Here is a 26,874-nt window from a genome sequence, read left to right on the forward strand (position 1 = left end):
AGCTCAATATTTGCGGTTGGGGAATTCTTTGGCTGCGACTTCCATCGGGAAGATCGTCTCTTCGGTCACGATGCGCTTGGGCAGCTGCTTGCCGGCCTTGATGTCTTTCACTGCGCTCATCAGCTGGGGGCCGAGCAGCGGGCTGCATTCGACCGACACGTTGAGCTTGCCGGCGATCATGGCTTCGAAGGCGCCCTTGACGGCATCGATCGAGATGATCGTGATGTCCTTGGCCGGCTTCAGGCCCGCTTCCTCGATGGCCTGGATGGCGCCGATGGCCATGTCGTCGTTGTGCGCGTACAGCACGTTGATCTTCTTGCCTTCGGCCTTCAGGAAGGCTTCCATCACTTCCTTGCCCTTGGCCCGCGTGAAGTCGCCGGTTTGCGAGCGCACGATCTTGAACTTGGGATCGGCCTTGATGATTTCCTCGAAGCCCTTCTTGCGGTCGATGGCCGGAGCCGAGCCCACGGTGCCCTGCAGCTCGACGATGTTCACGTCGCCCTTCTGGTCCTTCATCTTCTCGACCAGCCAGCGGCCGGCCTTGCGGCCTTCCTCGACGAAGTCGGAGCCCATGAAGGTGACGTAGAGCGAGTCGTCCTTGGTGTTGACCGAGCGGTCGGTCAGCACCACCGGGATCTTTGCGGCCTTGGCTTCGCGCAGCACGGTTTCCCAGCCCGATTCGACCACCGGCGAGAACGCGATCACGTCGACCTTCTGCGCGATGAACGAGCGGATGGCCTTGATCTGGTTTTCCTGCTTTTGCTGCGCGTCGGAGAACTTCAGCTCGATGCCGGCCTCCTTGGCGGAAGCCTTGATCGACTCGGTGTTGGCGGTGCGCCACTCGCTTTCGGCGCCGACCTGGCTGAAGCCCAGCACGATTTTTTTCTGCGCCAGCGCCGTGGCGGGCAGGAGGCCGCCGAGCGAAGCTGCGGCGAGCGCGATGTTGAGGGTGCGGCGATTGAGTGTCATGGCTGTCTCCTTCTTTCTAAGTGCTTGTTGAAAACCGTCCGTGGTGGTCAGGCCAGCATGAAGCCGGTCTTGACCGTCGTGTAGAACTCCGCGGCGTGGCGCCCTTGTTCGCGCGGCCCGTAGCCCGACCCCTTGCGGCCGCCGAAGGGCACGTGGAAGTCCACCCCCGCGGTCGGCAGATTGACCATCGTCATGCCGACCTCGGCATGCCGCCTGAAATGCATCGCGTGCTTGAGCGAGTTGGTGCAGATGCCCGCACTCAGGCCCGACGGCGTGTCGTTGCACAGCGCCAACGCCTCGTCGTAGTCGGCAGCGCGCAGCACGCAGGCCAGCGGGCCGAAGATTTCCTCGCGCGCAATGCGGTGCTCCGGCTTGGCAAGAAACAGCGCGGGGCTCATGTAATGGCCCGCGGTGGCGCGCTTGAGCCGCTCTCCGCCCCACACGTGTTCGGCGCCCTCTTCGCGGGCAACCTCGACCCAGGCCAAAGTGCGCGCAAGCCGCTCTTCATCGATCAGGGGGCCGATGTCCACTCCGCGCTCCAGCGCGTGGCCGATCTTCAGCGCCTTGAGCCGCTGGCGCAGACGCGCCACAAAAACGTCGTGCACCGCGGCTTCGACGATGAGACGGCTCGACGCCGTGCAGCGCTGCCCGTTCGAAAAGTAGGCGCCCTGCACCGCGCAATCGACGGCGTGATCGATGTCGGCATCGGCCAGCACCACGAGCGCGTTCTTGCCGCCCATCTCCAGCTGCACCTTGGCGCGCCGTGCGGCGGCCGCCTGCAGAATGCGTTCACCGTTGCGCGCCGAGCCGGTGAAGCTCACCGCATCGACCAGCGGGCTGTCGACCAGCGCCTGCCCCGCCTCGCGGCCGCTGCCCATCACCAGGTTGAAAACGCCCGCCGGCAAAGCGGCGCGGCTGATGATTTCGGCCAGCGTCCAGCCGCAGGCCGGCACCAGCTCGGCGGGCTTGAACACCACGCTGTTGCCATGCGCGAGCGCGGGCGCAATCTTGGTGGCCGGCACTGCCAGCGGGGAGTTCCACGGCGTGATGAGCCCGGCCACGCCCACCGGCTCACGCGTCACGTCGACCTGCACGCCGGCGCGCAGCGAGGCCATGTTTTCGCCCCCGCCCCGCATTGCCTCGCCCGCAAAAAACTTGAAGGTCTGGCCCGCGCGGGTGGCCTCGGCAACGGCTTCGGGCAGGGTCTTGCCGACTTCGCGCGCCAACAGCAGGCCGAGTTCGTCCCGGCGCGCCAGCAGTTCCGTGCCGATGCGATCGAGCACGTCGGCCCTGCGTTGGGGCGTGCTGTGGCTCCAGTGCGGAAAGGCGTCGGCGGCCGCGCGGATTGCAAGCTCGACCTGGCGGCGGTCGGCACGTGCGTACTCGGCCACCACTTCGCTGGTGTCCGAAGGATTGGCGCTCACACCTGTGGTCGCGCTGGTTTCCCAGCGGCCGTTGATGTACTGCCGCACGCTCTGATGGAGCTCGCCGTGAATCACCGTGCGCCTTGTCTCTCGTTTTGAAGTGCCGCGAGTCTAGAAACAGAATTGATATCAATCCAATCATTTTTTCGACAAAATGCATATCAATCGCTGGATTCTGGAAAACCCGCGCAGCCCAAAGTTTCAATAACCAATGACCAACTACAACCACTGGTTCATCCGAGCCCGCCTCAAGACGCGGCAGCTGCTTTTGCTGGTCGCCTTGGCGGAGGAAGGCAACATCCACCGCGCGGCGCAGGTGCTCAACATGACGCAGCCCGCAGCCTCCAAGCTGCTGAAAGACCTGGAAGACGTGCTGGAGGTGCCGCTTTTCGACCGCCTGCCGCGCGGCATGCGCCCCACCTGGTACGGCGAAACCATGATTCGCCACGCCCGCGTGGCACTGGCCAGCCTGAACCAGGCGCACGACGAGCTCACCGCGCTCAAGGCGGGCCGCTTCGGCCAGGTGGGCGTGGGCGCCATCACCGCGCCGGGCCTTACGCTGATGCCCCCCGCGGTGGCCATGGTGAAGCGCGAACAGCCCGACCTGCGCGTGTCGCTCGAGATCGAGACCAGCGCGGTGCTGATCGACCGGCTCGAGCAAGGCAAGCTCGACATCCTCGTGGCGCGGCTGTTTGCCGAGCATGACAAGTCGCAGTTGCGCTACGAAGCGCTGGCCGAAGAGCCGGTGTGCGCACTGGTGCGCCCCGGCCATCCGCTGCTGGGCGTGAGCAGCCTCACGCTGCGCGACGTGGTGGGCGCCGGCTGGATCGTGCCGCCCGCGGGCAGCGTGCTGCGGCACCGCTTCGAGCTGATGTTCCAGGAAGAAGGGCTTTCGCCGCCGGGCAACGTCATCGAGAGTTCGGCCCTGCTCTTCATCACGCGCATGCTGCAGCAAAGCGACATGGTGGCCGTGCTCGCCAGCGACGTGGCGCGCTACTACGCCGCGCACGGCATCGTGTCGCTGCTGCCGCTCGACATGCCCTGCCACATGGACGCCTTCGGCATCATTACGCGCACCGACCGGCTGCTCTCGCCGGCGGCCAAGGTGATGATGAAGGCGCTGAAGACCGCGAGCCTCAGCGTCTACGGCCGCAAGCTGGAGATGGACTGATCAGGTCCAGCCCGCATCCACCGTGAATTCCTGCGCGGTGCACATCTTTGCGTCGTCCGACGCGAGAAACAGCACCATGCGCGCGATGTCCTCGGGCATGAGCTTGTCGGGCAGGCACTGGTTGCGCTTCAAGGACTGTTCGCCCTCGTCGTCGAGCCACAGCTTCACCTGCCGGTCGGTCATTACCCAACCGGGCGACACGGTGTTGATGCGGATGCGGTCGCGGCCCAGGTCCACCGCCAGGCCGCGCGTGAGTCCGTTGACCGAAGACTTTGCAATGGCATAGCAGGGGTAGCCCGAGCCCTTGGTCTGCCAGCCCGTCGATCCCAGGTTGACCACCGAGCCGAAGCCCAGCCGCCGCATGCCCGGCACCACCGATTGAATGGCGAACAGCGCGGGCCGCTCGTTGATGGCCATGCGGTTGTCGTAGTAGTCGGGCGTGACCGATTCCAGCGTGTGGCGGTCGTCGCTTGCCACGTTGTTGACCAGCACGGCAAAGTCGCCCAGCTCGGCGGCCGCGTCGGCAATGGCCTTCTGCATGGCGCCGATGTCGCGCACGTCGCAGGCGCGCCACCATGGCGCCGCATGGCCTTCATTGGCAATGCGCTGCGCCAGGGCTGCGCTGGCGCCTTCGGCAATGTCGATGAACGCCACGCGAGCGCCCTGCGCGGCAAAGGCGGCAACAATGGCCGCGCCAATGCCGCTGCCGCCGCCGGTGACAAACACGGCGCGCCCCTCCAGGCTGGGGTAGATCGAGAGCTTCGGGGAATCCTTCAAGGTGTGTGTCTCCAGGTCGGGGAAGTGGCATTGCAAAAAAGATATCAATCAATGCCATAAACTTTGATTTCTATTATCAATATGCCTTGATACGATCCGCCGCGTCAAGGACTGAGACAACGAAGGCGCAAAAACAAAATGACCCAGAACGGCAGCACATCCACGCCCGCACCCCTTGGTGCGCCAACGATCCTCGGCCAGCCCGAATGCCTGTGGCCTGCGGAAGCCACGCTCGGAGAAGGCACGCTGTGGTCGCCGCGCGAGCAGGCGCTTTACTGGATCGACATCCTCGGGTGCCGCCTGTACCGCTACGACCCGCGGGGCGGCGCGCGCCGGAGCTGGGCCTTCGACGAAGAGATCACCGCACTGGCCGAGCGCGCGGGCGCGCCGGGGCTGATCGTCACCATGCGCCGCGGCTTCGCCCTGTTCGACCCCGCAGTCGACGCGCCGCCGCGCTACCTGCACCAGCCCGAACCCGACCGGCCCGGCAACCGCTTCAACGACGGCAAGTGCGACAGCAAGGGCCGCTTTTGGGGCGGCACCATGGACTTCGACTGCGTGGCGCCGACGGGTGCGCTCTACCGCTTCGATGCCGATGGCCGCTGCACGCGCCACGACGACGGCTTTGCGGTCACCAACGGGCCGACCTGGTCGCTCGACGAACGCACGATGTATTTCAACGCCACCGTCGAAGGCTGCGTCTATGCCTATGACTTCGACAGCGAAGCCGGCACGGTGAGCAACAAGCGGGTGTGGCTGCGCTTTGCAGACGGCGACGGCCTGCCCGACGGCATGACGACCGACGCGGCCGGCCGGCTGTGGATTGCGCGCTGGGGCGGCCACTGCGTGAGCTGCCACGACCCGGTGAGCGGCGCCGAACTGTGCCGCATCGAGTTGCCCGCAAGCAACGTCACCGACTGCGCCTTCGGCGGTGAAGACATGTGCACGCTCTACATCACCACCGCGCGCAGCGGGCTCACGGCTGAGCAGATCGAAGCGGAGCCGCTGTCCGGCGCGCTGTTCTCGGTTCGCATCGGGAGCCCCGGCCTGCCCGCCGCGGAGTTCGGCGCGGCCGCGGTCAACGGCTAACTATTCAAGCCACGCCGAAGCGGTGCAGCGTGCTGCTGCTGAACGCTTCGCCGGGCCGGAGCACCGTCGAAGGAAAGCTTGGCTGATTCGGCGAATCGGGGTAGTGCTGCGTTTCCAGGCACAGCCCCGCGCCTTGGCGAATGGTTTCCCCGTCGCGACCGCGAAGGCTGCCGTCGAGAAAGTTGCCCGAATAAAACTGCACCGCCGGCTCGGTCGTCAGCACCTCCATCACGCGGCCTGAGGGCTCGTGCTCGAGGCGCGCCGCCAGCGCCATGCCGGCCGGCTCGCGGTCGAGCACCCAGTTGTGGTCGTAGCCGCCCGCCACGCGCAACTGCTCGTGCGGCTCGCCCATGCGCGCACCGATGTGCGTAGGCACGCGAAAGTCGAAAGGTGTTCCGTTCACGGGCGCGAGGCCAAGTGGAATCAGCCCAGCGTCCACCGGGCAGAAGCGGCTCGCCGGAATGGTCAGCCGGTGGTCCCGCACTGCGCCGCCGCCGGCCAGGTTGAAGTAGTCGTGATGGCTCAGGTTCAACACCGTGGCCCGGTCAGCCACGGCGCGGTAGTCGATGCGCCATGTGTTTTCGGTGGTGCCGAGCACGTAGCGCACGGTCACCCGCACCTCGCCCGGAAAGCCCTCTTCGCCGTCCGCACTGGTGTAGCGCAGTTCAATGGCCACTTCATCCGCGGCGGTATAGGCAGGCACTTCTTCAATGTGCCAGAAGCGCGTGCCAAAGCCCTTGTGGCCGCCGTGCAGCGAATTGGCGCCGTCGTTCACTGCAAGCTGGTGCGCAACGCCGTCGAGCATGAAGCGCCCGCGCGCGATGCGGTTGGCATAGCGGCCGACGATGGTGCCGAAGTGCGGATGCGGCTTCAGGTAGTCCTCGAGCGTGGGTAGGCCGAGCACGATGTTGCCGCTCTGCCCTTCGCGATCGGGCACATGCAGCGCCGTGACAATGCCGCCAAGGTTGATGGCACTCAGGCTGAGGCCCCGGCCGTTGTCCAGGGTGTATTCGGTCACGGCGCGGCCATCGGGCATGCGTCCGAACTCGCGCGAGGTGATGCTGCTGTTCATCGGCGGTATTTCCAGTAGGCGACAAGGCCCGAAAGATAGTGCTCCACGTCGTCGATGCGAACGCGGAAGCTGTGGTGCTTGATAAAGAACGAACCCGCAATACGGTCGGGGTTCCGGAAAAACATTGCGAGCTCGGGCCAGAAATACCCATTGGCCAGGTAGCGCGCGCGATGCTCGAGCGCGCGGTCGAACTTGTCGCGGTCGAGCCCTTCGAGCAGCGGACGCAGCGCAGGGTCGGCATCGAGCCGCGCCACCATTTCGCGCGCAGCCATCATCAGTTCAAGCAGCGTGGGAAAGATGGTGATGCGCTGCAGCACAAAGTCCAGGTAGTCCGCCACGTTGCGCAGCCCGAACTGGTAGTAGCGCGTTTCGGGCCGGTAGCGCGTGAGCTCGTTGACGCAGTAGCTCAGCCAATGGTCATGCGCGCGCCAATGCTCCGCGGCAATGAAATGCTCGAAGGCTTTCTCGACCACGGCCAGCCACCGCTCATCGCGCGTGAGGCCATAGAGACGCATCAGGCCGAATGCCGCTTCGCCGTCGTAGTAGATGACGCGGAACTCATCCTTCACGTCGAGCGACGGGTAACTGAGCACGTGCACGAAGCGCCCGCTCGCCGGGTCTTGCATGGCCTGGATGCCGAGCGCGAGTTGCTCCATCAGCGGCTGGTACTGCGCATCGCCGGTGAGCTCGGTGTACTTGACCAGCGCCAGCAGGCACACCGCATTGCCCCCGAGCTTGATTTCATTGCCCACGTCGAGCAGGTAGGCCGCGCGCGTGCCGTCGGGCAGGTCGACCTGGCGGATGAGCCGGTCTTTCAAGAAGGCCAGCGAGCGGTCGATGGCCGCCTTCTGTGTGTCGCTTCGGGTCAGCTCCCAGGCTTCGAGCAGCGCGTAGGTCGAGCTTGCGTGCCGCAAGGTGTTGTAGGTGGGGATCGGCCGGTCGAAACACGGAAACCAACCGTAGTAGAACTCGCCCGAGGGCTTGACCTGCGCGGCGAGGTAGTCGCTCGCGGTGTCCACCAGGTGGCGCACCTGGTCCGCGCTCCAATCGGGCAGCGTCCGGTAGCCTGCCGCTTGCCCCTTGGCCGTGAGAGGCCATGCCCCCTCGGCGTCGACGTAGGCGCCCCGGGTCGTGAAGCACCACACCGGCGCGTCGTCGCCCGAGGGAAAGTCGATGTCTCTTCCGAAGCGCCGCTGCCCGTGCAGGCGCAGGTTGCCCGCGTTGGGCTCGGCATGTTCCACGGTGCCGTTGTAGAAGATGGCGCTGCCGTTGATCTCCGGCGCGAGCAGCGCCACCTCGAACTTCGCATCGAACGACACGCCCCGGTTGAAGTAGTTGCGCTTGGTGCGCGACAGGCGCTCCTTCAATGCGCCCCAGCTCATGGGCTCGACCTCGTCGACGATTTCTACACGCATGCGGCGGGGCTGCAAGCCGATGCGTTCGGTGAGCGCAAGCGCCGCATCGCGCGCTTTCTGCCAAGCCTCTTCGGCCGTGCCGCCGCGCCCCATAGTGACGCGTGCGCGGCTCGCACCGTCGCCCAGCGCGACAAACATCACGCAGCCGGCCTCGGGGGTGGCAGCGGTGCCCGGCAGCGTGCCGTCTGGCGCCGTCAGCACCTTCCTGGCGCGATCGAACAGATCCATGAGCGTCATTTCGTGGTTCATGCAGGCGCGAATGATGACAGGCCTCGCGCCCTGCAGGCACGCTAATCCAGCACCCGGTAGAAGTAAGTGGTATCGCACGGCTCGCCGCCCGGCAGCAGTGCAAAGCCCGGAATCACGCCCGCGCGCGTCCAGCCCTGGCGGGCATAAAGCCGCTCGGCCTCCGGGCTGGATGTATCGAGCACCAGCAAGGTCTTTCCGTGATCGCGGGCAAGCTGCTCGACGGCTTGCATCAGCAGCGCACCCACGCCCCGGCGCCTCGCCCGACGGTGCACGAGCATCTTGGAAACCTCGGCGCGGTGCGGCTGGTTCTCGGGCTGGTCGAGCACGAGCTGCACGGTGCCGACGATGCCTTGCGCGTCTTCGGCCACCAGCAGCGCGCGTTCGCCGCGTGCCACCCCCTCGCCCACGCGCTGCCAGAAGCCGAGCGCGCGATCGCGGGTGAGCGGCAGCATGAAGCTCACGGATGCGCCGCCCTCGACGCAATCGATAAGCACATCGGCAAGCTGCCAGATGTGCGCGTCGTTGACGCTGTTAAGCGCTCGAATGCCTGGCGCGAGTGTTGCCATATCTGTCATCTCATCTCCACGATCATCTTGAAGCAAAGGGCGAGGTCGCGATCACGACGGCATAGCGCGCGATCTTGCGGGTGGGGTTGTAGTAGCTCATCGGCCGGTCGAGCACCAGCGCCAGGCAGTCGCCCGCGTCGAGCCGGTGGCGTTCGTCGCCCAGCGTGACTTCGATGGTTCCTTCGAGCATCCACACCTGCTGGTGCACCTGCGGTTCGCGCGCTGCGGTTTCGTAGGCCACGCGGGCCTTGGGCGGAAACAGCACTTCGACGATGTGAATCGGCGATGCCGTGCCGGCGGGCGAAACGTTGCGGCGCACATAGCCGGAATGCGGATCGCGCCACTGCGGCTGGTCGGCCAGCCGCGACACCGGCCCGGCCTCGGGCTGGGGCGCCTCGAACAACGAGGCCAGCGGAACACCGAGGCCGGTGGCAAGTTTTTCGAGCACCACCGCCGTCGGGCTGCTTTCGCCGCGTTCGATGAGCGAGATCATCGAGCGGCTGACGCCGCAGTGCACAGCCAGCGCGTCGAGCGAGAGGCCGCGCGCGGCGCGCAGGTCTCGCACGCGTTGCGCGATGCGTTCATTCAGGCTGGAGGATTCTTTTTCCATGATGTCGGAAGAATATCCAACATGATGGAAACAAAGTCAAGACACGATGAGAGTTACCTCAGCGGCCCCTGGGCTTGGACGAAGGCTCCCACGGATCGGGCGTGGTCGCGACCAGCTCTCTCAGGTTCGACCACGGCTTGGCCCCCGGCACAGCCGTGCCTCCGGCAACCGCAACCTTGGCAAAGGCGACCATCCGCTCGCGCAGATACTGCCTGTCGCTCTCCGGCCAGGTCTCGATCGAATGGGGTGCGCGGGCCACCACGATTTCGCGCGCGCCGCGAATGCGGTCGTAGGCCGCGACGGTGCCCTCCAGCGTTTCCGCACGGTCCCACAAACCCTTGCCGAAGAACGCAGCCGGCCACTTGTGCATGCCCGCGAGCGGCGCCGAGTTGGGATAGAACAGGATGTGATGCTCGGCCGCCATGGCGCCGAGAAACAGGTTGCGGTCGGCCAGATCAGGCGACGACGGCAGGTACCCCGCGCCGCTCGCGAAAGACGCGAGGAGAATCGCGCCCTTGATGTTCGCCAGCCCCTTGGGCGGGGTGCATTCGGGCACCGGCATGTCATAGCTGCATGCACCTGAAAAGTTCTTGGCCATGGCCCATGCCGTCGACATGGAGCCGCGCGAATAGCCGCCCAGCAGGATGGGAATGCGGGTCGACTTCATGCCGCCCAGCAGCTTGCCCCCTGCCTCATCGCCCGCAAGCACGCGTCCGTCCGGCGCAAGAAGCCGCAGGCCGTTGCCGGTGTCGAACTGCGCCAGCACGCGAAAGACATCTTCGCCCTGCTCCAGCGTGTTCGTGTCGCTGAACCCACCCGAGATACCCTCGCCCCGCCGGTCGTAGGCCAGCACATCGAAGCCCGCCTGGTTCAGCGCATCGAGGTTCTCGCGCCACCAGCGCTGCCCCATCGTCTCGGTGGTGGCGTTCGGAAAGCGGATGTCCACTGCGCTGCCCGTGGCCGGATCGATGCGGTAGGGCTTTTCGTCTGGGTGCTGGATTGCAGTGAGCTGCCCGCCGCCGCCCGGCGCCATGACCACCAGTGCGCGCGTGATGCCGCCCTTGCCGTCATCGACACCACGGCCTTCGATGTACCAGCCGCGCAGCTTGACCGGGTCGGTCATCTTCAGGTCGATGCGCTCGAAGGTGTCGCGCGGCACGGTGAACTCGACGATGTAGGTGCCGGCCTCGGCCCGCGCAATGGCCTCCGCATAAGGCGCCTTCGCAAAGAACGCCGGGCGGCGGATCTCCCGCAGGTCCACCGCGCCATCTGGATCGATCTTTCCCGAAGGATCGACGGTGCCGGTCGAGCGCGTCGAACGTGCCTTGTTCGGCGGAAGCCAGCGCTGCATCTGCGCATCGATGCGCGCAAAGCAGGCGGCATCGGCCTTGCAGGTGCGCCAGCGCTCCTTCAGCCGCGCGTCGGTGAACTCGTCGACGTAGTAGTCGCCCCTGTATCCGGCGGGAGGCCGATGGGCGGTAACGCCGAGCGGAACGCAAGCGGCATGGCCGCCGGGTTGCGGCAGCAGGTAGCCGGGCAGTTCGTGGTTGCGGTCGACACCGACCCACGCTCGGCAATCGGTGGGCGGTCGCTCGGCCCGTGCCTGCGTTGGAACGGCGCCGCCCGGGTAAGTGCAGCCGGCCGGCACGAAGGCCAGGGCCATGATTGCCGCGCCTGCGGCAAGGCCCGTGAGAGAGCGCATGAACATGTTCTTGTCTCCTTCATATGCCGCCCATGGCAGAGACCCGGCCTGCTAGAGCAGCATGAATGCCGCGGCAGCCACTGCCGTTGGACCGAGAGCTCCCAGCAGCAGCCCGCCCGCACCGATGGTCTCGTCCGAAAAACCGCGCTTGAGCAAAGCCACGCCCGCAGGATTGGGCGCATTGGCGATCACCGTGAGTCCGCCGCCCGCCACCGCGCCGGCCACCAGCATGTATTTGGATTCGTCCGAGATGTTCGCGATCAAAGAGCCCAGGTAGGTGAGCGCGGCATTGTCGGTAATGGCCGTGAGGCCGAGCGCGCCGAAGAACAGGGCGAGCGGCTCCAGGCTCGAAACCACCGGCTCCAGCCACCACTGCTGCATGCCGCCCAGCACCACCAGCCCGGCCAGGAAGAAGCCGACGAGCAGGGCCTCCTTGATGATCAGCGGGCTTTGGTGGCGTTCATAAGCCTGCGTGAACCCGAGAAACATCAGGAAAAGCCCGAGAAACGCCACCGGATGATGAGCGAACAGCACAATGCCTGCGAGCAGCGCCAGGTGCACCAGGGCCACGGCGGGTGGCACAGGCGCTTCGGTAACGACCGCCGACGGCGCAGCATTCAGGTGCTTGCGCAGCACGAAGGTGGCCACGGTCGCGTTGATGACTACGGCAACGGCGGCCTTCCACCCGAAGGTCGCGAGCATGAATGCGCTGTCCCACTGCCATGTCGAAGCGACCATCAGCACCGGCGGCGCGGCGTACGAGGTGAGGGTGCCGCCGATCGATATGTTGACGAACAGCACCCCAAGGGCCAGGTACTTCACCGGCTCAGGCACTTGCGGCCTGAAGATCTGCGGCGCGAGCATCAGCGCCGCGATCGTCATGGCTGCCGGCTCGGTAACGAGCGAGCCCAGCAGCGGCACGGCCGCCAGGCCGAGCCAGGCCGACGCCATGGGCGTGGGCACCGGCAGCACCCGTGCGACAAGGCTCACGCCCGACATCACCGTGCGCAGCACGGGCCATGAAGCGGCCACCACCATCACCACGAAGACGAAGAGCGGCTCGGTGTAGTTGCGCGATTCCGCATAGCCGAGCGCCGGACCGGCTCCGACCACCAGCGCCATGGCAAGGACGAGCACGATGGCCCAGAAGCCGAACACGACTTCGACCTCGCCCAGCAGGTGGAACAGGCCGGCATGACGGGGAAAGCGGTGCGACAGCCGCTCGAACTGCTTGGCGGCAAAGGTGTGAATGAGCGCGACGGCGAAGAGGCCCGCGGCGATGTACTGGATGGTGGGTTCTTGCATGGAATTGGCGTGACCGGTCCGCGCGGCGGCCCGACCAGCGCATGAACCTGCGACGCCACGAAACGGCACCGCACCCGATGCCAGTTTAGCGGGCTTCGGGCTTGTTCCGCGGGCCCGATTCGCTGCAAGCCAGGCTACGGCTGCTGCAGGCGCTGCAGCAGCTCCGCGCTCGGATAGCCGTCTGCCGGCAGGCCGACGCTGCGCTGGTAGCGGCGCAGTCCTTCGCGCGTGGCGGGGCCCATCACACCGTCCGCGGCGCCGGTTGCAAAGCCGCGCTGGTTGAGCGCGGTTTGCAGCTCGACCATCTGGCTGCGCGAGAGCGCGGGCAGGTCCCGCGGCCAAGCCGCCTGCACGCCGGGACCGCCGCCCAGCCGCTGCGCAAGAAGGCCGACCGCGAGTGCGTAGTTCGTCGAGTTGTTGTAGCGAAGAACGGCACGAAAGTTCGGCCCGATCAGGAAGGCCGGCCCGCGCGCACCCGCCGGCAGCAGCACCGTGGCCTCGGCAAACTCCGGCAACGGCTGGTCGTCGATCGCGCGGAGCCCCTCGGCCGCCCATTGCGTGGACGACTGCCGCACCGACGTATCGGCACGGCCGTAGTCGAAGCCCGGCGGCAGCCTCACTTCCACACCCCACGGCACACCAGCCTGCCAGCCGGAGCGCGAAAGAAAGTTGGCGGTGGAAGCCACCACATCGGGCATGCTGCCCCAGATATCGCGCCGACCGTCGCCATCGGCATCCACCGAATAGGCCAGGAAGTTGGAGGGCAGGAACTGCGTCTGGCCCATGGCACCGGCCCAGGAGCCGATCATCCGCTCGCGCGCGATGTCGCCGCTGTCGAGAATCTTCAATGCCGCCAGCAACTCGCGCTTGGCCCAGTCTTCGCGGCGCCCTTCAAAGCCGAGCGTCGCCAACGCGTCGATGACCGGGGTGTTGCCGTAGTTGCTGCCGTAGTTGCTTTCCATGCCCCAGATGGCAACGACCACCGCGGGCGGCACGCCGTAGCGCGCAGCGGCTGCATCGGCCTCGGCGCGAACCTGCAATAGCTTGTCCTGCCCAGTTGCCACGCGTTGCGGCGTGACGGCGTTGTCCAGATACTCCCACGCGGTGCGCGTGAACTCGGGCTGGGCGCGGTCGAGTTCGATCACGCGCGGCAAATATTGGACCTGGTCGAACGCGCTCTTCAGCGTGGCATCGCTGATGCCTTCCGCGCGGGCGGTGGCTCGGAAATCAGCCACCCACTTGGCGAACCGCTGTTCGGCTGCCTGGTCTTCCGCACCAGCCGCTCCTGATGTCGCAGGTGCGGTTGCGGGCCGGGCACCGGTTGCCGATGCGGGCGGCTTTGCGGCGGCGGGCGGTGGAGCGGATGCGCAGCTGGCCAGCAATGCGGCAACGGCCGCCGATGCGGCCAAGAGTGCGAACCTGTTGAAGCGCGAAATGGAAAGATTGCTTGCTTGATGCATTCATCGATTCTCACCGCTGGCTCGCACGGCCTGTTACCAGACGCTGCGCCGCCCGGGTCGCCCGCCGCGCGAGCACCGGACGCACGAACTGGGGCTGAAAGCAGCGCTGGCTGCCATCGGAAAATTCGATGGTGACAGAGACCGCATCGGCACTTGCCACGGACCCGACGCCGTAGCGCGGAACGCGCACCGAATCGCCTTTCGCAAAGGCGACACGCGGCGAAGTGGCGCCGGCTTCTTCTTCGGTCACTGGTTCCGCCTGCGCATCTCGCGCGGCCTGCGCCCGCTCGTGCCTGGCCAGGCGCACGCAGTTGTCGCAGGCACCACAGCGCTGCGCGAGCTCGTCGCTCCCCAATCCCGAAAGAAGCACCTGCCATCGGCACATGCCGGTGATCGCATAGAAGGTCATGCGCTCCAGCGCCTCGCGCTCCTGCTCGCGCTTTTCGCGGTGGCCGTTCAGCAGCGCATCGAGCTCGGCGTCCTCGAGCGGCTGCTTTCTTGCCCAGCGCAGCAGGCCCTCGCTGTTGCGCTTCAGCAGGCCCTCCTGCCGCAGCAGGCTCAGCAACACGCGAAGCTTGCCGCGCGGCAGGCGCGCGCGCTGCTGGAGCTCCGCCGCCGTCCAACCTTCGGCCGCGGGAGGCGGGCTCGACAAGGCCTGCTGCAGCGCGCGCAGTTCGGGCACCTCGGGCAACCAGCCGGCCAGGAAGAACTGCTGCACGGCCTTGTCGCGCCGCAGGTAGAGCAGCACGCAATCCGCGCGCTCGCCGTCACGTCCCGCGCGACCCGACTCCTGGTAGTAGGCATCCAGGCTCGAGGGCATCTGGTAGTGCAGCACAAAGCGGATGTCGGGCTTGTCGATGCCCATGCCGAATGCATTGGTGGCCACCATCACGCGGAGCTTGCCGGCCATGAACGCATCTTGGGCCGCGTGCCGCTCGCCCGAGCGCTGCTTGCCGTGGTACAGGCCCACCGACTCGCCCGCATCCGCAAGACTGGCGGCAAGCGACTCGGCCGCCTTCACTGTGGCGGTGTAGACGATGCCGCTTCCTTCGAGGCCCGCAACCAGCGCCATCGCACGCTGCAGCTTATCTTCCTCCCGCATCATCGGCTCGACCGTGTAGTGCAGGTTGGGCCTGTAGGCACCGGTGTCGATCAGGCCCGCGCGCGGGATGCCGAGCTTCTCCATGATCTCTTCGGCCACCTCGTCGTTGGCGGTGGCCGTGAGCGCCAGCACCACCGGCTTGCGCAGGGCGCGCACCGCCGCGCCTATCTCCAGGAACGCGGGCCGAAAGTCGTGCCCCCACTGCGAGATGCAATGCGCCTCGTCGACGACCAGCAACGATGTTGCCCGCTGCTGCAGCAGCTTCAGAAAGGCAGCGTCCGCCAATCGTTCCGGCGTGCTGAAGACCACACGCGCCGAGCCGTCGGCAATGGCTGCTTCCGCCGCATCGATCTCGTCGGCTGCGCACAGGCTGTTCAGCTGCACAGCGCGCACGCCGTTCGCATTGAGCTTCTCGCACTGGTCTTTCATGAGCGCGATCAGCGGCGATACGACCACGGTCTGCCCGGACGCGAGAACCGCGGGCACCTGGTAGCAAAGCGATTTGCCGGCGCCCGTGGGCATGACGGCGAGCGTCGATTCGCCTGCGACCACCCTGTCGATCACGCTGCGCTGCCCGGGGCGCAGGCGCTCGTGGCCGAACACTTCGTGAAGCACCCGGTCCACGCCGGCTTCTGCCGTCGGCGCAGCCCGCTTCTTGCGGACGGAGGGCCGTTCGGGTTTTTCTTGCTGCGTGGTCTTCTCCAGTTTGCTTCTCCTCTGTTGCATGGCCGGCCGCCAATCTGCCTGCCGCGCGGCAGCCTCCTTGTGAGAGCGCGCCCACGCGGCGTGTCGGCGCGGCGCGCTGACTGCATGGCGGCACAAATTGCCGCAAATGCTGCGGACGTGCGCTGGTCCTCTGGCCGGGCCGATGCGCGCACACGCGGGCATGGCCGTTGCCCTGCACAGGAGCCGCGCCACCTCGGCGTTCACTCGACAAGAAGAGAGCCACCTTGAACACAGCCGTACCGCCTTCGCAAGAACGCAGCGAGCCGCAGCCGCCCTCCGCCAAGCCACTGTTCCGCTCGTTCTGGATGGGAGGCTTCGAAGGTGCCGACCATGTGAACAGCCGCGGCGAACAGGTGCTGATGAACCGCAGCAATCGTCATTGGGAGCGGCTCGAAGAGGATTACGCCCAGCTCGCGCGCTTCGGCATTCGCACCATCCGCGAGAGCATCGGCTGGCGCGCAAGCGCCGCGGCAGGGCCCGGCGCCGAAATGGCGCGCCTCGCACGCACCGCAGAGGCCGCCCGCAAGTTCGGCCTGCAGGTCATCTGGACGATTCACCACTACGGTGTGCCCGACGGCGTGGACATGTTTTCGCGCGACTTTCCCGCGCGCCTCGCCGGCTTCTGCGACCAGGTTGCGCGCGCCTTGCAAGACAGCAGCGATGGCGAGCCGCTTTTCTTCCAGCCCGTCAACGAGATCTCCTTCCTGAGCTGGGCCGCCAGCAGCACGCCGCTGATCCATCCGTTCCAGGCCGGCTCGCCCGAACGCGGCTACGAGCTCAAGTGCAACCTTGCGCGCGCCGCGTTGCAGGCCTGCGATGCGCTATGGGCCACCTGCCCGGATGCGCGCATCGTGCACACCGATCCCATCATCCACATCGTGCCCACGGGCGACCAGCCCGAATGGGCCGAGGAGGTGCGCGCGCTTTCCGCCGCGCAATACCAGGCCTGGGACATGCTCTGCGGCCGGCTCGAACCGGGCCTGGGCGGCGCGCCGCGCTACCTGGATGTTCTGGGCCTCAACTACTACCACAACAACCAGTGGGAGCACCCGACCAACGAGCGCCTCCACTGGCACCTGCGCGATGCGCGCCGCCGCGATCCCGTGGCCATGGTGGCCGAGGTGTGCGAGCGCTACGGCCGCCCCGTGTTCATCGCAGAGACGGGCCATGTCGGCGATGGGCGCGCGCAGTGGATCGACGAAGTGGGCTCGCTGGCCATGCGCTGCAAGACGGCCGGAGTACCGCTCCAAGGCATCTGCCTGTACCCCCTCATCGACCGCCCCGACTGGGAAGACGCCCGCGCCTGGCACCGCAGCGGCCTGTGGGACATGGACGAACGCACGGGCGCGCGAACCCTTCACCGCCCGTCGGCGCGCCGCCTGGAGCACTGGCAGGCGCTTCTGGCCGGCACCGAGGCACCTCCTTCTTCATCGCCTTCAACTCCAGGAAAGCCCATGACCCACCTGATCGTCTTCTCCCACCTGCGCTGGAACTTTGTCTACCAGCGCCCGCAGCAGCTGCTTTCTCGGCTGGCGCACCGCTTCCCCGTGGTGTTCGTCGAAGAGCCGATGCCGGGCGCAGCGCAGCCGGTGCTCGAAATGCTGTCGCCCTGCGAAGGCGTGGTGGTGCTGCGCCCCCACCTCACCGCGAGTGCGCCGGGCTTTCACGACGACCACATTACGCAACTGCAGGATCTGCTTGCCGAATACCTGGGCGAAGCGGCCATCGACGACTACTGGCTGTGGTTCTACACGCCCATGGCCATGCCGCTGGCCGCGGGGCTCTCGCCAGCCGGCGTGGTGTACGACTGCATGGACGAGCTCTCCGCATTTCGCCACGCGCCGCGCCAGCTGCTGCAGCGCGAGAGCGCCCTGCTGCAGGCGGCCGACCTGGTGTTTACCGGAGGCCAGAGCCTGTACGAGTCGAAGCGCGAGCGGCACCCCGGCGTGCATTGCTTTCCGAGCAGCGTCGACGCGGCCCACTTCGCACGCGCGCCCGGCGACCACCGGGAGCATGAGGCCCAGGCCGGCATCGGCCGCCCGCGGCTGGGCTATTGCGGCGTGATCGACGAGCGCATCGACCTGGACATTCTTGCCGCGCTGGCCGACGCGAATGCCGAATGGCAGATCGTGGCCGTCGGCCCGGTGGTGAAGATAGACCCCGCCACGCTGCCGCAGCGGCCCAACATCCACTGGCTCGGCCAGCGCGGGTACGGCGAACTGCCGGCGCTGATCGGCGGCTGGGACGTGTGCCTGATGCCCTTTGCGCTGAACGAGGCCACGCGCTACATCAGCCCCACCAAGACGCTCGAGTACATGGCTGCGGGCCGCCCCGTGGTCAGCACGCCGATCCACGACGTGGTCGGCCCGTATGCGGGCGTGGTGGCCATAGCCGACGGCAGCACAGCCTTCGTCGAAGCATGCGAAGCCGTGCTCACGCGCGCCCCTGAAGAACAGGCACGGCGGGCCGCCGCGTGCGAGGCGATCGTGCGGGCCACCTCTTGGGACCGTACCGCCGACGAGATGGCGTCGCTGATCGAGAAGGAAGACGAAAAAAAGCGCACGAGGCAAGCGCCGCCGCAGGCGCACGGCACCAGCAGCAACAACACGCTCGCGCCCCTCACGCTGGCACCGGCCGCAAACGAGCAGGCCGACGGAATGGCCGATGCGTATGCCACCGTGATCCTGGGCGCCGGCCCCACGGGCCTGGCCGCCGCACTGCACGCAGGCCGTGGCAGCCTGCTGGTCGAACAGAACGCAACCGTCGGCGGATGGTGCCGCTCGGTCGAGGACAAGGGCTTCACCTTCGACTACGCCGGGCACATCATGTTCTCCAACGATCCGTACGTGCTCGATTTGTACAAGCGCCTGCTCGGCGACAACGTGCACTGGCAAGACCGCGAAGCCTGGATCTACAGCAAGTCGGTCTATACGCGCTATCCCTTCCAGTCGGCGCTGCACGGCCTGCCGCCGCCGGTGCTCAAGGAATGCCTGATCGGCGCCATCGAGGCACGTTTCGGCAGCATCGGCAAGCCGGAGCTGCGCGTTTCGCCCACCGGCCCTTCGCGCGCGGCGGCGCCACCCGCCGCGCTGGAGAGCCCTGCGCCAGCCGTGCCGCATGCGGCCGCGCCCGCCACACCGCCTCGCAACTTCGAGGAGTTCATCTACAAGGTCTGGGGCGAAGGCGTGGCCAAGCACTTTGCCATTCCGTACAACCGCAAGCTATGGGCCGTGCCGCTCAGCGAGATGGAAACCTCCTGGCTCGGCGGACGCGTGCCGCTGCCCGACCTGGAAGAAATGATCGAGGGCGCGCTGCAACCGGTGCGCAAGCCCGTCGGCCCCAACGCACGCTTCGGCTACCCGCTGCGCGGCGGCTTCCAGGCGCTGATGAACGGCTTCCTGCCGCTGCTCGAAGGAGAGTTGGCGCTTGGCACGCGGGTGACCGCCGTGTCGCCCTCGCGCAAGACGGTGACTTTCGACAACGGCCGTACCGTGTCGTTCAACACGCTGATCAGCACCATGCCGCTGCCCCGGCTGGTGGAGGCCATCGGCGCGGAGGCGCCGGCGTTCGTGCGCGAGGCCGCCCGCCACCTGCGCCATGTGTCGGTACGCTGCGTCAACCTGGGCGTGGCGCGCGAAAACATCACCGACAAGCACTGGATCTACTACCCCGAGGACACGGTGTTCCACCGCATCTTCGTGCAGGGCAACGCCAGCCCGCACTGCAACGCGCCGGGCGGTTTCGGCCTGACCTGCGAGATCACCTATTCGCCGCTGAAGCCGCTGCCGGCCGAGGGCGATGCGCTGGTGCGCCTCTGCTTCGACGACTGCGTGCGCGTGGGGCTGCTGCGGCCCGACGACCAGCTTCTTGCCGCGAACGAAGTAGACATGCCTTGCGCCTATGTGGTGTACGACCACGCGCGCGCGGCGCATGTGCAAGCCATTCGCAACTGGCTGGCCGAAGCCGACATCCTGCTGGCGGGCCGCTACAGCGAATGGGAGTACTACAACTCCGACCACGCCTTCGTGGCCGGGCGCAAGGCGGCGGAAGCGGCGCTTGGCCTGAATGCCAACCCGGCGCCACCGGCCGTGGCGGTGGCAGCCTGAACGCCGCGGCCACAACCGGCGCCTCCCCGCTGCCGGGCCGGCCCATCGCTTTCCTGTGGCACTACGTACAGCGCCGGCGGGGGGCTTTCGGCGCGCTGCTCGCGCTGATCGTTGCCGCCGCCGCATGCTCGGTGGGCGTGCAGTACGGCATGAAGCTGATCGTCGACACGATGGCCAGCGAAGACCGCACCTCGCGCGCGGTGTGGCAGTGGCTCGCCCTGTTCATCGTGCTGATCGGCGCCGAAAGCGCCTTCTGGCGGCTGAGCGGCTGGCTCGGCTGCTTGACCGTGGTGCGCACGGGCGTGGACGTGCGGCTCGACCTGTTCCGCCATCTCTCGGGCCATTCGCTCGAATACTTCTCGCGCCATCTCGCGGGGTCGCTGGGCAACCGCATCACGGTAACGGCCGGCGCCACCGGCGCCATCTTCGGCACGCTCATCTGGAAGATCCTGCCGCCCTGCGTGGACTTTCTGGGCGCCGTGGTGGTGCTGTGCACCATCGACATCCGCATGGCGCTCACGCTGATCGCCTTTGTGGCGGTGGTGGCGGGCTTCATGTATTTCTTCGGGCTGCGCGTGCGGCCCCTGCAGCAGGCGTTTGCAGAAAAGGCGTCGCAGGTCGGCGGCGAGCTGGTGGACGTGGTCTCCAACATCTTCACCGTCATGGCCTTCTCGGCGCGCGAGCGCGAATACCGGCGGCTGCACGAAGCCTTCGGCCTGGAGGCGCAGGCCCAGCGCCGCAGCTGGCTTTTTCTTGAAAAGGCCCGCGCCTTTCACGACCTGTGCATGTGGCTCATGGCGGGCTCGATGCTGATCTGGGCGGTCGAGGCCTGGCGCGCGGGCGAGAACATGGCGGGCGACGTGGTGCTGATCAGTGCGCTGACCTTTCGCATCCTGCACGGCTCGCGCGAGCTTGCGCTGTCGCTGGTCGATGCTTCCCAGCACTTCGGCGTGATTGCCGAAATGCTGCACGTGGTAACGGTGCCGCACGAGGTTTCGGACAAGCCGCATGCGCCGCCCTTCCTGCCCCGCGCCGGCACCATCGTCTTCGACGACGTGGGCTTTGCCTATAACGACGAGCGGCCGATCTTCGAGCATCTGGACCTCGTCATTCCGGCCGGGCAGCGGCTCGGCGTGGTGGGCCCGTCGGGCGCGGGCAAGTCGACCTTCATCCGGCTGATCGGGCGCATCATGGACCCGACCTATGGCCGCGTCATGGTCGACGGCGTCGACATTTCGCAGGTGCGGCAAGACAGCCTGCGCGACGCGATCGGTGTGGTTCCGCAGGATGTATCGCTCTTTCACCGCAGCGTGATGGAGAACCTGCGCTACGGAAACCCCGATGCAACCAATGCGCAGGTGGTGGCCGCCGCGCGCCATGCCTTGTGCGACGACTTCATACGCGCGCTGCCGCACGGCTACGACAGCGTCGTGGGTGAGCGCGGCGCGCGCCTTTCGGGCGGCCAGCGCCAGCGCATCAGCATTGCGCGAGCCATGCTGAAGAATGCGCCGGTGCTGCTGCTGGACGAGGCCACCTCGGCGCTCGACAGCCGCTCCGAAGCGGAAATACAGGCGGCACTGGGACGGCTGATGCATGGCCGCACGGTAGTGGCCGTCGCGCACAGGCTCTCTACCGTCGCCAACTTCGATCGGATCATCGTGCTGGTCAACGGCTGCGTCGTCGAAGACGGCACGCCTGACGAGCTCGTCGCGCTCGGCGGCGTGTACGCCGAGCTCTGGAGGCTGCAGGCCGAAGGGCAGGAAACGCCCTGATTGCCTCCTGAAGCAGCCGCCTAGCCCCGCAGCCGGCGAGTCCGCCTGCGCCCCTTGAACGCCATGGCCACGAGCGCCAGCGCGGCAACGCCGATGGCCACCTTGCGTGCGGCGCCCATCGGGTTGTGCCTGAGCTCGGCGCGGCCGCCCATTTCGGCGTACACATTCGGCACGTGCCCGCGCGAGATGTCTTCGACGAGGCCCTCGCCCATCTGCACGCGGTCTGCCAGCAGCAGCATGAGCCAGTGCCGGAGGTCGTTTTCCGAATGCCGGAACGCCACGCGCCGCAAGCGGCCGCTCAGGCCCGAAGGCGGCAAGGTGCTGCCGAAGATGGGCGTGATGCCGGGGCGCTCGGTCGAGTGAAGCACCTCCGCATGCGAGTGCTGCTGCTCCGGCGGCTCCACCGGGTGTGGCAGCCGCGGCGGCGTGCGCTCCTTGGGGTAGGCCGGGCGCATGGCGGGGTCGAGGTCGGCGCCCCAGCCGATGATGTGCGCATGGCTGGGCGACGGCGAACGGGTGTTCGAAGGATCTTGCATGTTCATTGGTGCGCTCCAATCGATCAAAGGCTCGCGGCGGCGGTGGTGGTTTCGCGCACCATGCCTGGCGGCACCAGCACGGTCTTGATGCAGTTGTCGAGCTTGCTCGAGAAGATGTGATACGCGTCGGCCACGTCGCGCAGGTCGATGCGGTGCGAGATCACGCGGCGCGGCTCCAGCCGGCCAGCCTGGATGTGTTCGATAAGGCGCGGCAGATGCCGCTTCACGCTGGCCTGGTTCATGCGCAGCGTGAGCCCCTTGTTCACCGCATTGCCGATGGGCACCGCGTTGAAGGTGGGCCCATAGACGCCGACGATCGATACGGTTCCGCCCTTGCGGACCGAATTGATGCACCAGTGCAGCACCGTGGCCGCACCGCCCTGCAGCTTGAGCTTGACGCCCAGCAGCGTCTGGGCAAAGTTGCCCGCCGCCTCGCAGCCCACGCAGTCGATGCACACATCGGCACCAAGGCCGTCGGTCATCTTCTTGATGTGGATCGCCATGTCGCCCACCTGCTTGAAGTCGATGACCTCGCACTGCGCATACGAGCGCACGAACTCCAGCCTGTAGTCGACATGGTCCACCACGATCACGCGTCCCGCGCCCAGCAGCCAGGCCGACTTGGCCGCGAAGATGCCGACAGGCCCCGCGCCGAAGATCACGACGGTGTCGCCCTCGCGAATGTCGCCCATTTCGGCGGCCTGGTACCCGGTGGGCAGTGCGTCGGTCAGCAGCACGGCATCGTCCAGGTCCATGTCGGCCGGAATCACCGTGGGCCCCACGTCTGCCATGGGCACGCGCACGTATTCGGCCTGTCCTCCGTCGTAGCCGCCCGCCGTGTGCGAGTAGCCGAAGATGCCGCCCACCGCCGTGGCCTCCGGGTTGGTCGAATGGCAGTTGCTGTAGAGCTCCTTCTGGCAGAAGTAGCAGCTGCCGCAGAAGATGTTGAACGGCACCAGCACGTGGTCGCCCGGCTTCAGGTGCTGCACCGCCGAGCCCACCTCCTCGACCACGCCCGTGAACTCATGCCCGAAGGTGGAGCCGATGCGCGTGTCGGGCACCATGCCGTGGTACAGGTGCAGGTCGGACCCGCAAATGCATGAGCGCGTCACCCGCACGATGGCGTCGCCGGGGTGTTCGATCTCGGGCTCGGGCTTGTGCACCGCGCGAATCCGGTAGGGGCCGCGGTAGTTCATTGCCAGCATCGGTTGCTCCTTCTTGAATACGGGCCCAGCATCTGCGCCGGGCGAGTGCGCCGCGCAAGCAGAGACCCACAGGCCTCGTCGGACAGCACCCACATTGCGTCAAGCGCCGGCGCGCGGCGGCCAGTCGGGCCCAAGCTCGCGGTGAATGGCCGAGGCCGCAATGGCCGCGCCGCCCATGGCCACCGCAATCTGGTTGAGGCCGGCGGACACATCGCCCGCCGCATACAGGCCCGGCACGGTCGTCGCATGGTGGGCATCGACCTGGACGTAACCCGTGCCGTCGACTGATGCGCCAAGCGCCACCGCAATCCGCGAGTGCACGGTCAGGCCGAGCGCGCAATAGAGCGTGTCGCACAGCGTCCGGGTGCTTGCATGCGTCAGCTCGACGCGCTCGCCGTCCTTGCGTATGGCGTCCACAGGCGCGTTGTTCCAGCGGATGCCGGCGTCGGCCAGGCGGCGCCGCTCTTCCGCGGCAAGGCCCGGCCCGCCTTGTGCCATGAACAGGGTGATGTCGGCACTGAAGTGACGCAGGTAGATCGCTTCCGCCACGCCGGCCGGGCCGTTGGCATACACGCCGACGGCCTTGCCGATGACCTCGTAGGCGTCGCACACCGGGCAATAGCGCAGCACGCCCGTATCCAGCGCCGCGCGCACGTGCGGCATGGCGGGCGGAATGTCCGTCACGCCGGTGGCAATCAGCAGCCGTCTGCCCTCGATGGGCCCCTGCTGGGTTGCCAGGCGAAAGCCTTCCGGCGCGCGCTCCGCCCGGTCGACGAAAGTTTCGACGACGCGGACCGGGTAGCTGCGCAGCTGCGCACGCAGCATGTCGCGCAACTTCGCGCCCGCAATTCCGTCGGCAAAACCGGGATAGTTGTGCGAGCGCGGAATCTTCTCGACACGGCTCTGGCCCGCGTCGACGAGCACCACTGAGCGGCGGAAGCGGGCCAGGTAGATGGCCGCCATGAGTCCGGCCGGACCACCGCCGACAACGACCGCATCGGCGGCGGGTTCGGAATGGGCCTGCACGATGAAGCTCGCCTTGCAGCTAGATCTTGGGTTTTCCCAGCTCGGTTGCCAGCTCATCAAGGATGGCATCGTCCGACATGCCCAGCTCCGCACCCGTCGGCGGATTGCTGGTCGGGTCTGAAGCCGTGCGGGTGGCCATGGCTTCCACCGCCGCCTGGTCTTCGGCGGTGAGCTGCACGGTAGGTTCGCCGGAGCCGCCGTCCACGGCCATCTGCTCTTCGGGCTTGCTCACGTAGTCCCATTTTTCGCCCTGGTTCCAGGGACCGCGCACCTCGCCGCCCTTGGACATGTCGAAGTAGACCTTCGTGAACTCGGGCATGCCCGGCAGCTTGCCCGGCGGAAAGTTGGGCTGGATGGCGTAGAGCGCTTTCTCGAAGGACTTCTGGTGCGCAATCTCGCGCGTCATCAAGAAGCCCAGCGCTTCCTTCACGCCCGGATCGTCGGTCAGGTTGATCAAGCGTTCGTACACGATCTTGGCGCGTGCCTCCGCCGCAATGTTGGAGCGCAAGTCGGCCGTGGGCTCTCCGATGGTGTCGATGTAGGCGGCCGTCCAGGGCACGCCGGCGGAGTTGACCAGCGCAGGGCCGCCGCCGTAGAGCACCTGCGTCACATGGCTGTCGTTGCCCGCACCTGTGATGCTGCGGAAAGCCTCCGCCTCGGCATCCACGCCTTCGGCGAGGCGGCCCTTGGCCCCCTTGTTGAGCATGGCGACGATGGTGCCGATGACCTCCAGGTGGCTCAACTCTTCAGTGGCAATGTCGAACAGCATGTCCTTGCGGCCGGGGTCGTCCTCGCCCACGGCCTGCGTGAAATAGCGGCAGGCGGCAGCCAGCTCGCCCTGCGGGCCGCCGAACTGTTCGAGCATGAGGTTGGCAAGGCCGGGATTGGTCTCGCTGACGCGCACGGTGTATTGCAGTCGCTTGTTGTGAGAAAACATGCGTGGGGCTCCTTAGGCAAATGGGATTGAAAGAACGGAAAAGAACGAAATCCGTTTTTCATGTTGCAGACTCCCATGCGCTTCGGACTCGGTATGCGCGCCACACTGCTGTAGGTTGAATCCGGCTGCACTCTTGCGCAGGACGGCGCCTGCACCGCGTGCACTTTTCGTCCGACCTGCCGCCGCGCCGACTGCAGGAGGATGGCCATTGCCGAAACAGCAGGAGCACCAGTCATGAATCGGAAGCAAACGTCCGCCACGCCGGCGGAATCCGCGCCCCTCACGCCGGGCAAGCTGCCGCTCGAGGCCGAGGTACGCGCAAACGACCTCGAGGCGGATGAATCGACGACGCCGGAAGAGGCAAGAGACATGGCCGACGACGAGGCGCAGCCCGGCAAAGGCGAGAACGCGCCGGGTTTCCTGAAGCGCCGGAAGTCTTGACGCCTACCGCAGCGCAGCGGCGGCGCCGCCGGTAACCTGGTTCATCCAGCGCAATAGTTCATCGATGAACCGGCTTTGCGCCGCCCTGCTCGACAGCTCATGGTCCGCCCCTTCGAGAAGGCGGTAATCGAAGGACCGCGCATTCCTGAAGGCCGCCTTGTAGCTCTTGACCGCAGGATGAGGCACCGTGTCGTCGTCCTCGGATTCGATCAGCAGAACGTCGCCTTCAAATGCTTCGCATGCGGCAAGCGCCGCGTTTTCCTCGGGGCTTCTTACGCCGCGCCGGTAGCGGTCGAGTTCGTCCTTGTCCAGCTCTTCCTTGGGAACGAACCAGTCCTCGTCGCGATACAGCGCAGGTGAGCGCAGCGCCATCCAGTGGAGCGGCCTCTGGGCGCTCAAGAGTGCGCCAAGGTAGCCGCCATAGCTGAAGCCGATGAAGGCAACGGCCCTCCCCTCGACCACCCGCTGTGCCACCAGGCTGTCGTATGCCGCAACGAGTTCTTTCAAATGCTGGTCGCGGCTCATTTCCTCGCGCGAGACCTCCTGGCGCCGGTCCCCCGGAAAATCAACGCGGCGCGTAAACCAGCCCTGCTCGTCCAGCGCAGCGCCGATGCGGTCGTACTGCTCGTGCTTGCTGTCGTCCCAACCGGGTACAAGAAGCACTGCCGGCTTGTGCGCGAAGCGGTGCTGCAAGACTTCGGGTGTCAATGGCGGCAACGAACCCAGGTCTTTGCTCATGAGCGGGACTCCTCCCAATCGGCAACAACGTCTCTCCTGGCTTCGTGCTCGTCGATCCACCGGATGCCGCGCGCCTTGAGGCTTTCGAACAGGTTGCTGCGGCTCTCGAAATTGCCCGTGGAGAGCAGCGAACAGCGGAGCTCGCCTTCCTTTCGCACTTCGGCCACGCCGGAACTCTGGCCTCCGCTTGCTGCTTTTTCGGAGAAGAAGGCGATCTCCCATCCTTTATGAAAGTAGCGCCCTTGCGGAATGAGCTCCATCGCTGCCCCTGTGCTCTGCCGGTTCGATGCAGTGCAAAGTTCGCACCGCTTACGTAGTGTGAAAAATTTCACGGGATGTCACTTTACACGCGCTGGAATTGATGAGTTGCAGCGAATTCGAGTGATTGGCAGGCCGCAGGTGCAGCCGGCGTCCGACACGGGTCAGCGCGGCCCGGACATATAGATGAGGCCAGCCTCGCAGAGGCGAAGGTCCGG

Annotated in this window: 22 protein-coding genes; 5 read left to right on the forward strand and 17 right to left on the reverse strand. The window is 66.7% G+C overall.

The annotated features are described in order from the left end of the window. Positions 1–3: 3 nt before the first annotated feature. Together QHG62_RS19865 and QHG62_RS19870 are read right to left on the reverse strand one after the other, a co-directional pair. Positions 4–969 (reverse strand): ABC transporter substrate-binding protein, encoded by a 966-nt coding sequence (locus tag QHG62_RS19865; RefSeq protein ID WP_281147407.1) that lies wholly within the window; start codon positions 967–969, stop codon positions 4–6. Positions 970–1,016: 47 nt separating this feature from the next. Beyond that, positions 1,017–2,468: an aldehyde dehydrogenase family protein gene (locus tag QHG62_RS19870; RefSeq protein WP_281147408.1), complete on the reverse strand. Its 1,452-nt coding sequence runs from the start codon at positions 2,466–2,468 to the stop codon at positions 1,017–1,019. A gap of 136 nt (positions 2,469–2,604) precedes the next feature. Between QHG62_RS19870 and QHG62_RS19875 the strand changes: the two genes are divergently transcribed. Next, positions 2,605–3,564 carry a LysR family transcriptional regulator gene (locus QHG62_RS19875; RefSeq protein ID WP_281147409.1) on the forward strand — a complete coding sequence of 320 codons (960 nt, stop codon included), beginning with the start codon at positions 2,605–2,607 and terminating at the stop codon, positions 3,562–3,564. Here the strand turns inward: QHG62_RS19875 and QHG62_RS19880 are convergent, their stop codons facing one another. Beyond that, the gene (locus QHG62_RS19880; RefSeq protein ID WP_281147410.1) at positions 3,565–4,341 is read right to left on the reverse strand and encodes an SDR family NAD(P)-dependent oxidoreductase; all 777 of its coding nucleotides are present in this window, start codon (positions 4,339–4,341) and stop codon (positions 3,565–3,567) included. A 138-nt stretch (positions 4,342–4,479) separates the two neighbouring features. Between QHG62_RS19880 and QHG62_RS19885 the strand changes: the two genes are divergently transcribed. Further along, positions 4,480–5,430, forward strand: coding sequence for an SMP-30/gluconolactonase/LRE family protein (locus QHG62_RS19885; RefSeq protein WP_281147411.1), 951 nt, complete (start codon positions 4,480–4,482; stop codon positions 5,428–5,430). Between the two features lie 4 nt (positions 5,431–5,434). Here the strand turns inward: QHG62_RS19885 and QHG62_RS19890 are convergent, their stop codons facing one another. The 8 genes from QHG62_RS19890 to QHG62_RS19925 all read right to left on the reverse strand — a co-directional run bounded on the left by QHG62_RS19890 (position 5,435) and on the right by QHG62_RS19925 (position 15,637). Continuing rightward, complete coding sequence (locus QHG62_RS19890; RefSeq protein WP_281147412.1) at positions 5,435–6,502, reverse strand: aldose epimerase family protein; 1,068 nt, start codon at positions 6,500–6,502, stop codon at positions 5,435–5,437. Then, positions 6,499–8,145, reverse strand: a complete 1,647-nt coding sequence (locus tag QHG62_RS19895) for a Mur ligase (RefSeq protein WP_281147413.1) — start codon at positions 8,143–8,145, stop codon at positions 6,499–6,501. Before QHG62_RS19895 ends, QHG62_RS19890 begins: the two co-directional genes overlap by 4 nt. Before the next feature lie 62 nt (positions 8,146–8,207). Further along, the gene (locus tag QHG62_RS19900; RefSeq protein ID WP_281151717.1) at positions 8,208–8,732 is read right to left on the reverse strand and encodes a GNAT family N-acetyltransferase; all 525 of its coding nucleotides are present in this window, start codon (positions 8,730–8,732) and stop codon (positions 8,208–8,210) included. A gap of 22 nt (positions 8,733–8,754) precedes the next feature. Beyond that, positions 8,755–9,342, reverse strand: coding sequence for a helix-turn-helix domain-containing protein (locus QHG62_RS19905; RefSeq protein ID WP_281147414.1), 588 nt, complete (start codon positions 9,340–9,342; stop codon positions 8,755–8,757). Positions 9,343–9,400: 58 nt separating this feature from the next. Then, positions 9,401–11,050, reverse strand: coding sequence for an alpha/beta fold hydrolase (locus tag QHG62_RS19910; RefSeq protein ID WP_432445546.1), 1,650 nt, complete (start codon positions 11,048–11,050; stop codon positions 9,401–9,403). A 45-nt stretch (positions 11,051–11,095) separates the two neighbouring features. Beyond that, positions 11,096–12,349: a putative Na+/H+ antiporter gene (locus tag QHG62_RS19915; RefSeq protein ID WP_281147415.1), complete on the reverse strand. Its 1,254-nt coding sequence runs from the start codon at positions 12,347–12,349 to the stop codon at positions 11,096–11,098. A gap of 134 nt (positions 12,350–12,483) precedes the next feature. After that, positions 12,484–13,809 (reverse strand): lytic murein transglycosylase, encoded by a 1,326-nt coding sequence (locus QHG62_RS19920; RefSeq protein WP_281147416.1) that lies wholly within the window; start codon positions 13,807–13,809, stop codon positions 12,484–12,486. A 10-nt stretch (positions 13,810–13,819) separates the two neighbouring features. Further along, positions 13,820–15,637, reverse strand: a complete 1,818-nt coding sequence (locus QHG62_RS19925; RefSeq protein WP_281147417.1) for a RecQ family ATP-dependent DNA helicase — start codon at positions 15,635–15,637, stop codon at positions 13,820–13,822. A 224-nt stretch (positions 15,638–15,861) separates the two neighbouring features. Here QHG62_RS19925 and QHG62_RS19930 point away from each other — a divergent pair, with 224 nt between their 5' ends. Then, entirely contained in the window at positions 15,862–19,743 is a 3,882-nt protein-coding gene (locus tag QHG62_RS19930) for an FAD-dependent oxidoreductase (protein WP_281147418.1), read from the forward strand. Further along, on the forward strand, positions 19,632–21,515 hold the full coding sequence (locus tag QHG62_RS19935; protein ID WP_281147419.1) for an ABC transporter ATP-binding protein: 1,884 nt from the start codon (positions 19,632–19,634) through the stop codon (positions 21,513–21,515). The genes QHG62_RS19930 and QHG62_RS19935 overlap by 112 nt, the downstream gene beginning before the upstream one ends. 20 nt (positions 21,516–21,535) lie before the next feature. Here QHG62_RS19935 and QHG62_RS19940 read toward each other — a convergent pair whose 3' ends face one another. The 4 genes from QHG62_RS19940 to QHG62_RS19955 form a co-directional block, all read right to left on the reverse strand. Further along, complete coding sequence (locus QHG62_RS19940) at positions 21,536–22,057, reverse strand: hypothetical protein (protein ID WP_281147420.1); 522 nt, start codon at positions 22,055–22,057, stop codon at positions 21,536–21,538. Between the two features lie 17 nt (positions 22,058–22,074). Further along, positions 22,075–23,256: a zinc-dependent alcohol dehydrogenase gene (locus QHG62_RS19945; protein WP_281147421.1), complete on the reverse strand. Its 1,182-nt coding sequence runs from the start codon at positions 23,254–23,256 to the stop codon at positions 22,075–22,077. Positions 23,257–23,355: 99 nt separating this feature from the next. Next, positions 23,356–24,282, reverse strand: a complete 927-nt coding sequence (locus tag QHG62_RS19950) for an NAD(P)/FAD-dependent oxidoreductase (protein WP_281147422.1) — start codon at positions 24,280–24,282, stop codon at positions 23,356–23,358. Between the two features lie 19 nt (positions 24,283–24,301). Further along, positions 24,302–25,219 carry a manganese catalase family protein gene (locus QHG62_RS19955; RefSeq protein WP_281147423.1) on the reverse strand — a complete coding sequence of 306 codons (918 nt, stop codon included), beginning with the start codon at positions 25,217–25,219 and terminating at the stop codon, positions 24,302–24,304. Between the two features lie 234 nt (positions 25,220–25,453). Here QHG62_RS19955 and QHG62_RS19960 point away from each other — a divergent pair, with 234 nt between their 5' ends. After that, positions 25,454–25,660, forward strand: a complete 207-nt coding sequence (locus tag QHG62_RS19960) for a hypothetical protein (RefSeq protein WP_281147424.1) — start codon at positions 25,454–25,456, stop codon at positions 25,658–25,660. A 3-nt stretch (positions 25,661–25,663) separates the two neighbouring features. Here QHG62_RS19960 and QHG62_RS19965 read toward each other — a convergent pair whose 3' ends face one another. Together QHG62_RS19965 and QHG62_RS19970 are read right to left on the reverse strand one after the other, a co-directional pair. Next, complete coding sequence (locus tag QHG62_RS19965; RefSeq protein WP_281147425.1) at positions 25,664–26,398, reverse strand: alpha/beta hydrolase family protein; 735 nt, start codon at positions 26,396–26,398, stop codon at positions 25,664–25,666. Continuing rightward, complete coding sequence (locus tag QHG62_RS19970; protein ID WP_281147426.1) at positions 26,395–26,658, reverse strand: hypothetical protein; 264 nt, start codon at positions 26,656–26,658, stop codon at positions 26,395–26,397. Before QHG62_RS19970 ends, QHG62_RS19965 begins: the two co-directional genes overlap by 4 nt. Positions 26,659–26,874: the final 216 nt, after the last annotated feature.

The organism is Variovorax paradoxus (assembly GCF_029919115.1).
Lineage (GTDB): Bacteria > Pseudomonadota > Gammaproteobacteria > Burkholderiales > Burkholderiaceae_C > Variovorax > Variovorax paradoxus_O.

Coding starts and splice junctions, on each gene's coding strand:
- QHG62_RS19945 (WP_281147421.1), bottom strand. CDS start 23,256: ATGCTGGCAATGAACTACCGCGGCCCCTACCGGATTCGCGCGGTGCAC.
- QHG62_RS19920 (WP_281147416.1), bottom strand. CDS start 13,809: ATGCATCAAGCAAGCAATCTTTCCATTTCGCGCTTCAACAGGTTCGCA.
- QHG62_RS19925 (WP_281147417.1), bottom strand. CDS start 15,637: ATGCAACAGAGGAGAAGCAAACTGGAGAAGACCACGCAGCAAGAAAAA.
- QHG62_RS19970 (WP_281147426.1), bottom strand. CDS start 26,658: ATGGAGCTCATTCCGCAAGGGCGCTACTTTCATAAAGGATGGGAGATC.
- QHG62_RS19905 (WP_281147414.1), bottom strand. CDS start 9,342: ATGGAAAAAGAATCCTCCAGCCTGAATGAACGCATCGCGCAACGCGTG.
- QHG62_RS19955 (WP_281147423.1), bottom strand. CDS start 25,219: ATGTTTTCTCACAACAAGCGACTGCAATACACCGTGCGCGTCAGCGAG.
- QHG62_RS19960 (WP_281147424.1), top strand. CDS start 25,454: ATGAATCGGAAGCAAACGTCCGCCACGCCGGCGGAATCCGCGCCCCTC.
- QHG62_RS19890 (WP_281147412.1), bottom strand. CDS start 6,502: ATGAACAGCAGCATCACCTCGCGCGAGTTCGGACGCATGCCCGATGGC.
- QHG62_RS19865 (WP_281147407.1), bottom strand. CDS start 969: ATGACACTCAATCGCCGCACCCTCAACATCGCGCTCGCCGCAGCTTCG.
- QHG62_RS19940 (WP_281147420.1), bottom strand. CDS start 22,057: ATGAACATGCAAGATCCTTCGAACACCCGTTCGCCGTCGCCCAGCCAT.
- QHG62_RS19900 (WP_281151717.1), bottom strand. CDS start 8,732: ATGGCAACACTCGCGCCAGGCATTCGAGCGCTTAACAGCGTCAACGAC.
- QHG62_RS19935 (WP_281147419.1), top strand. CDS start 19,632: ATGGGAGTACTACAACTCCGACCACGCCTTCGTGGCCGGGCGCAAGGC.
- QHG62_RS19965 (WP_281147425.1), bottom strand. CDS start 26,398: ATGAGCAAAGACCTGGGTTCGTTGCCGCCATTGACACCCGAAGTCTTG.
- QHG62_RS19885 (WP_281147411.1), top strand. CDS start 4,480: ATGACCCAGAACGGCAGCACATCCACGCCCGCACCCCTTGGTGCGCCA.
- QHG62_RS19910 (WP_432445546.1), bottom strand. CDS start 11,050: ATGTTCATGCGCTCTCTCACGGGCCTTGCCGCAGGCGCGGCAATCATG.
- QHG62_RS19895 (WP_281147413.1), bottom strand. CDS start 8,145: ATGGATCTGTTCGATCGCGCCAGGAAGGTGCTGACGGCGCCAGACGGC.
- QHG62_RS19875 (WP_281147409.1), top strand. CDS start 2,605: ATGACCAACTACAACCACTGGTTCATCCGAGCCCGCCTCAAGACGCGG.
- QHG62_RS19915 (WP_281147415.1), bottom strand. CDS start 12,349: ATGCAAGAACCCACCATCCAGTACATCGCCGCGGGCCTCTTCGCCGTC.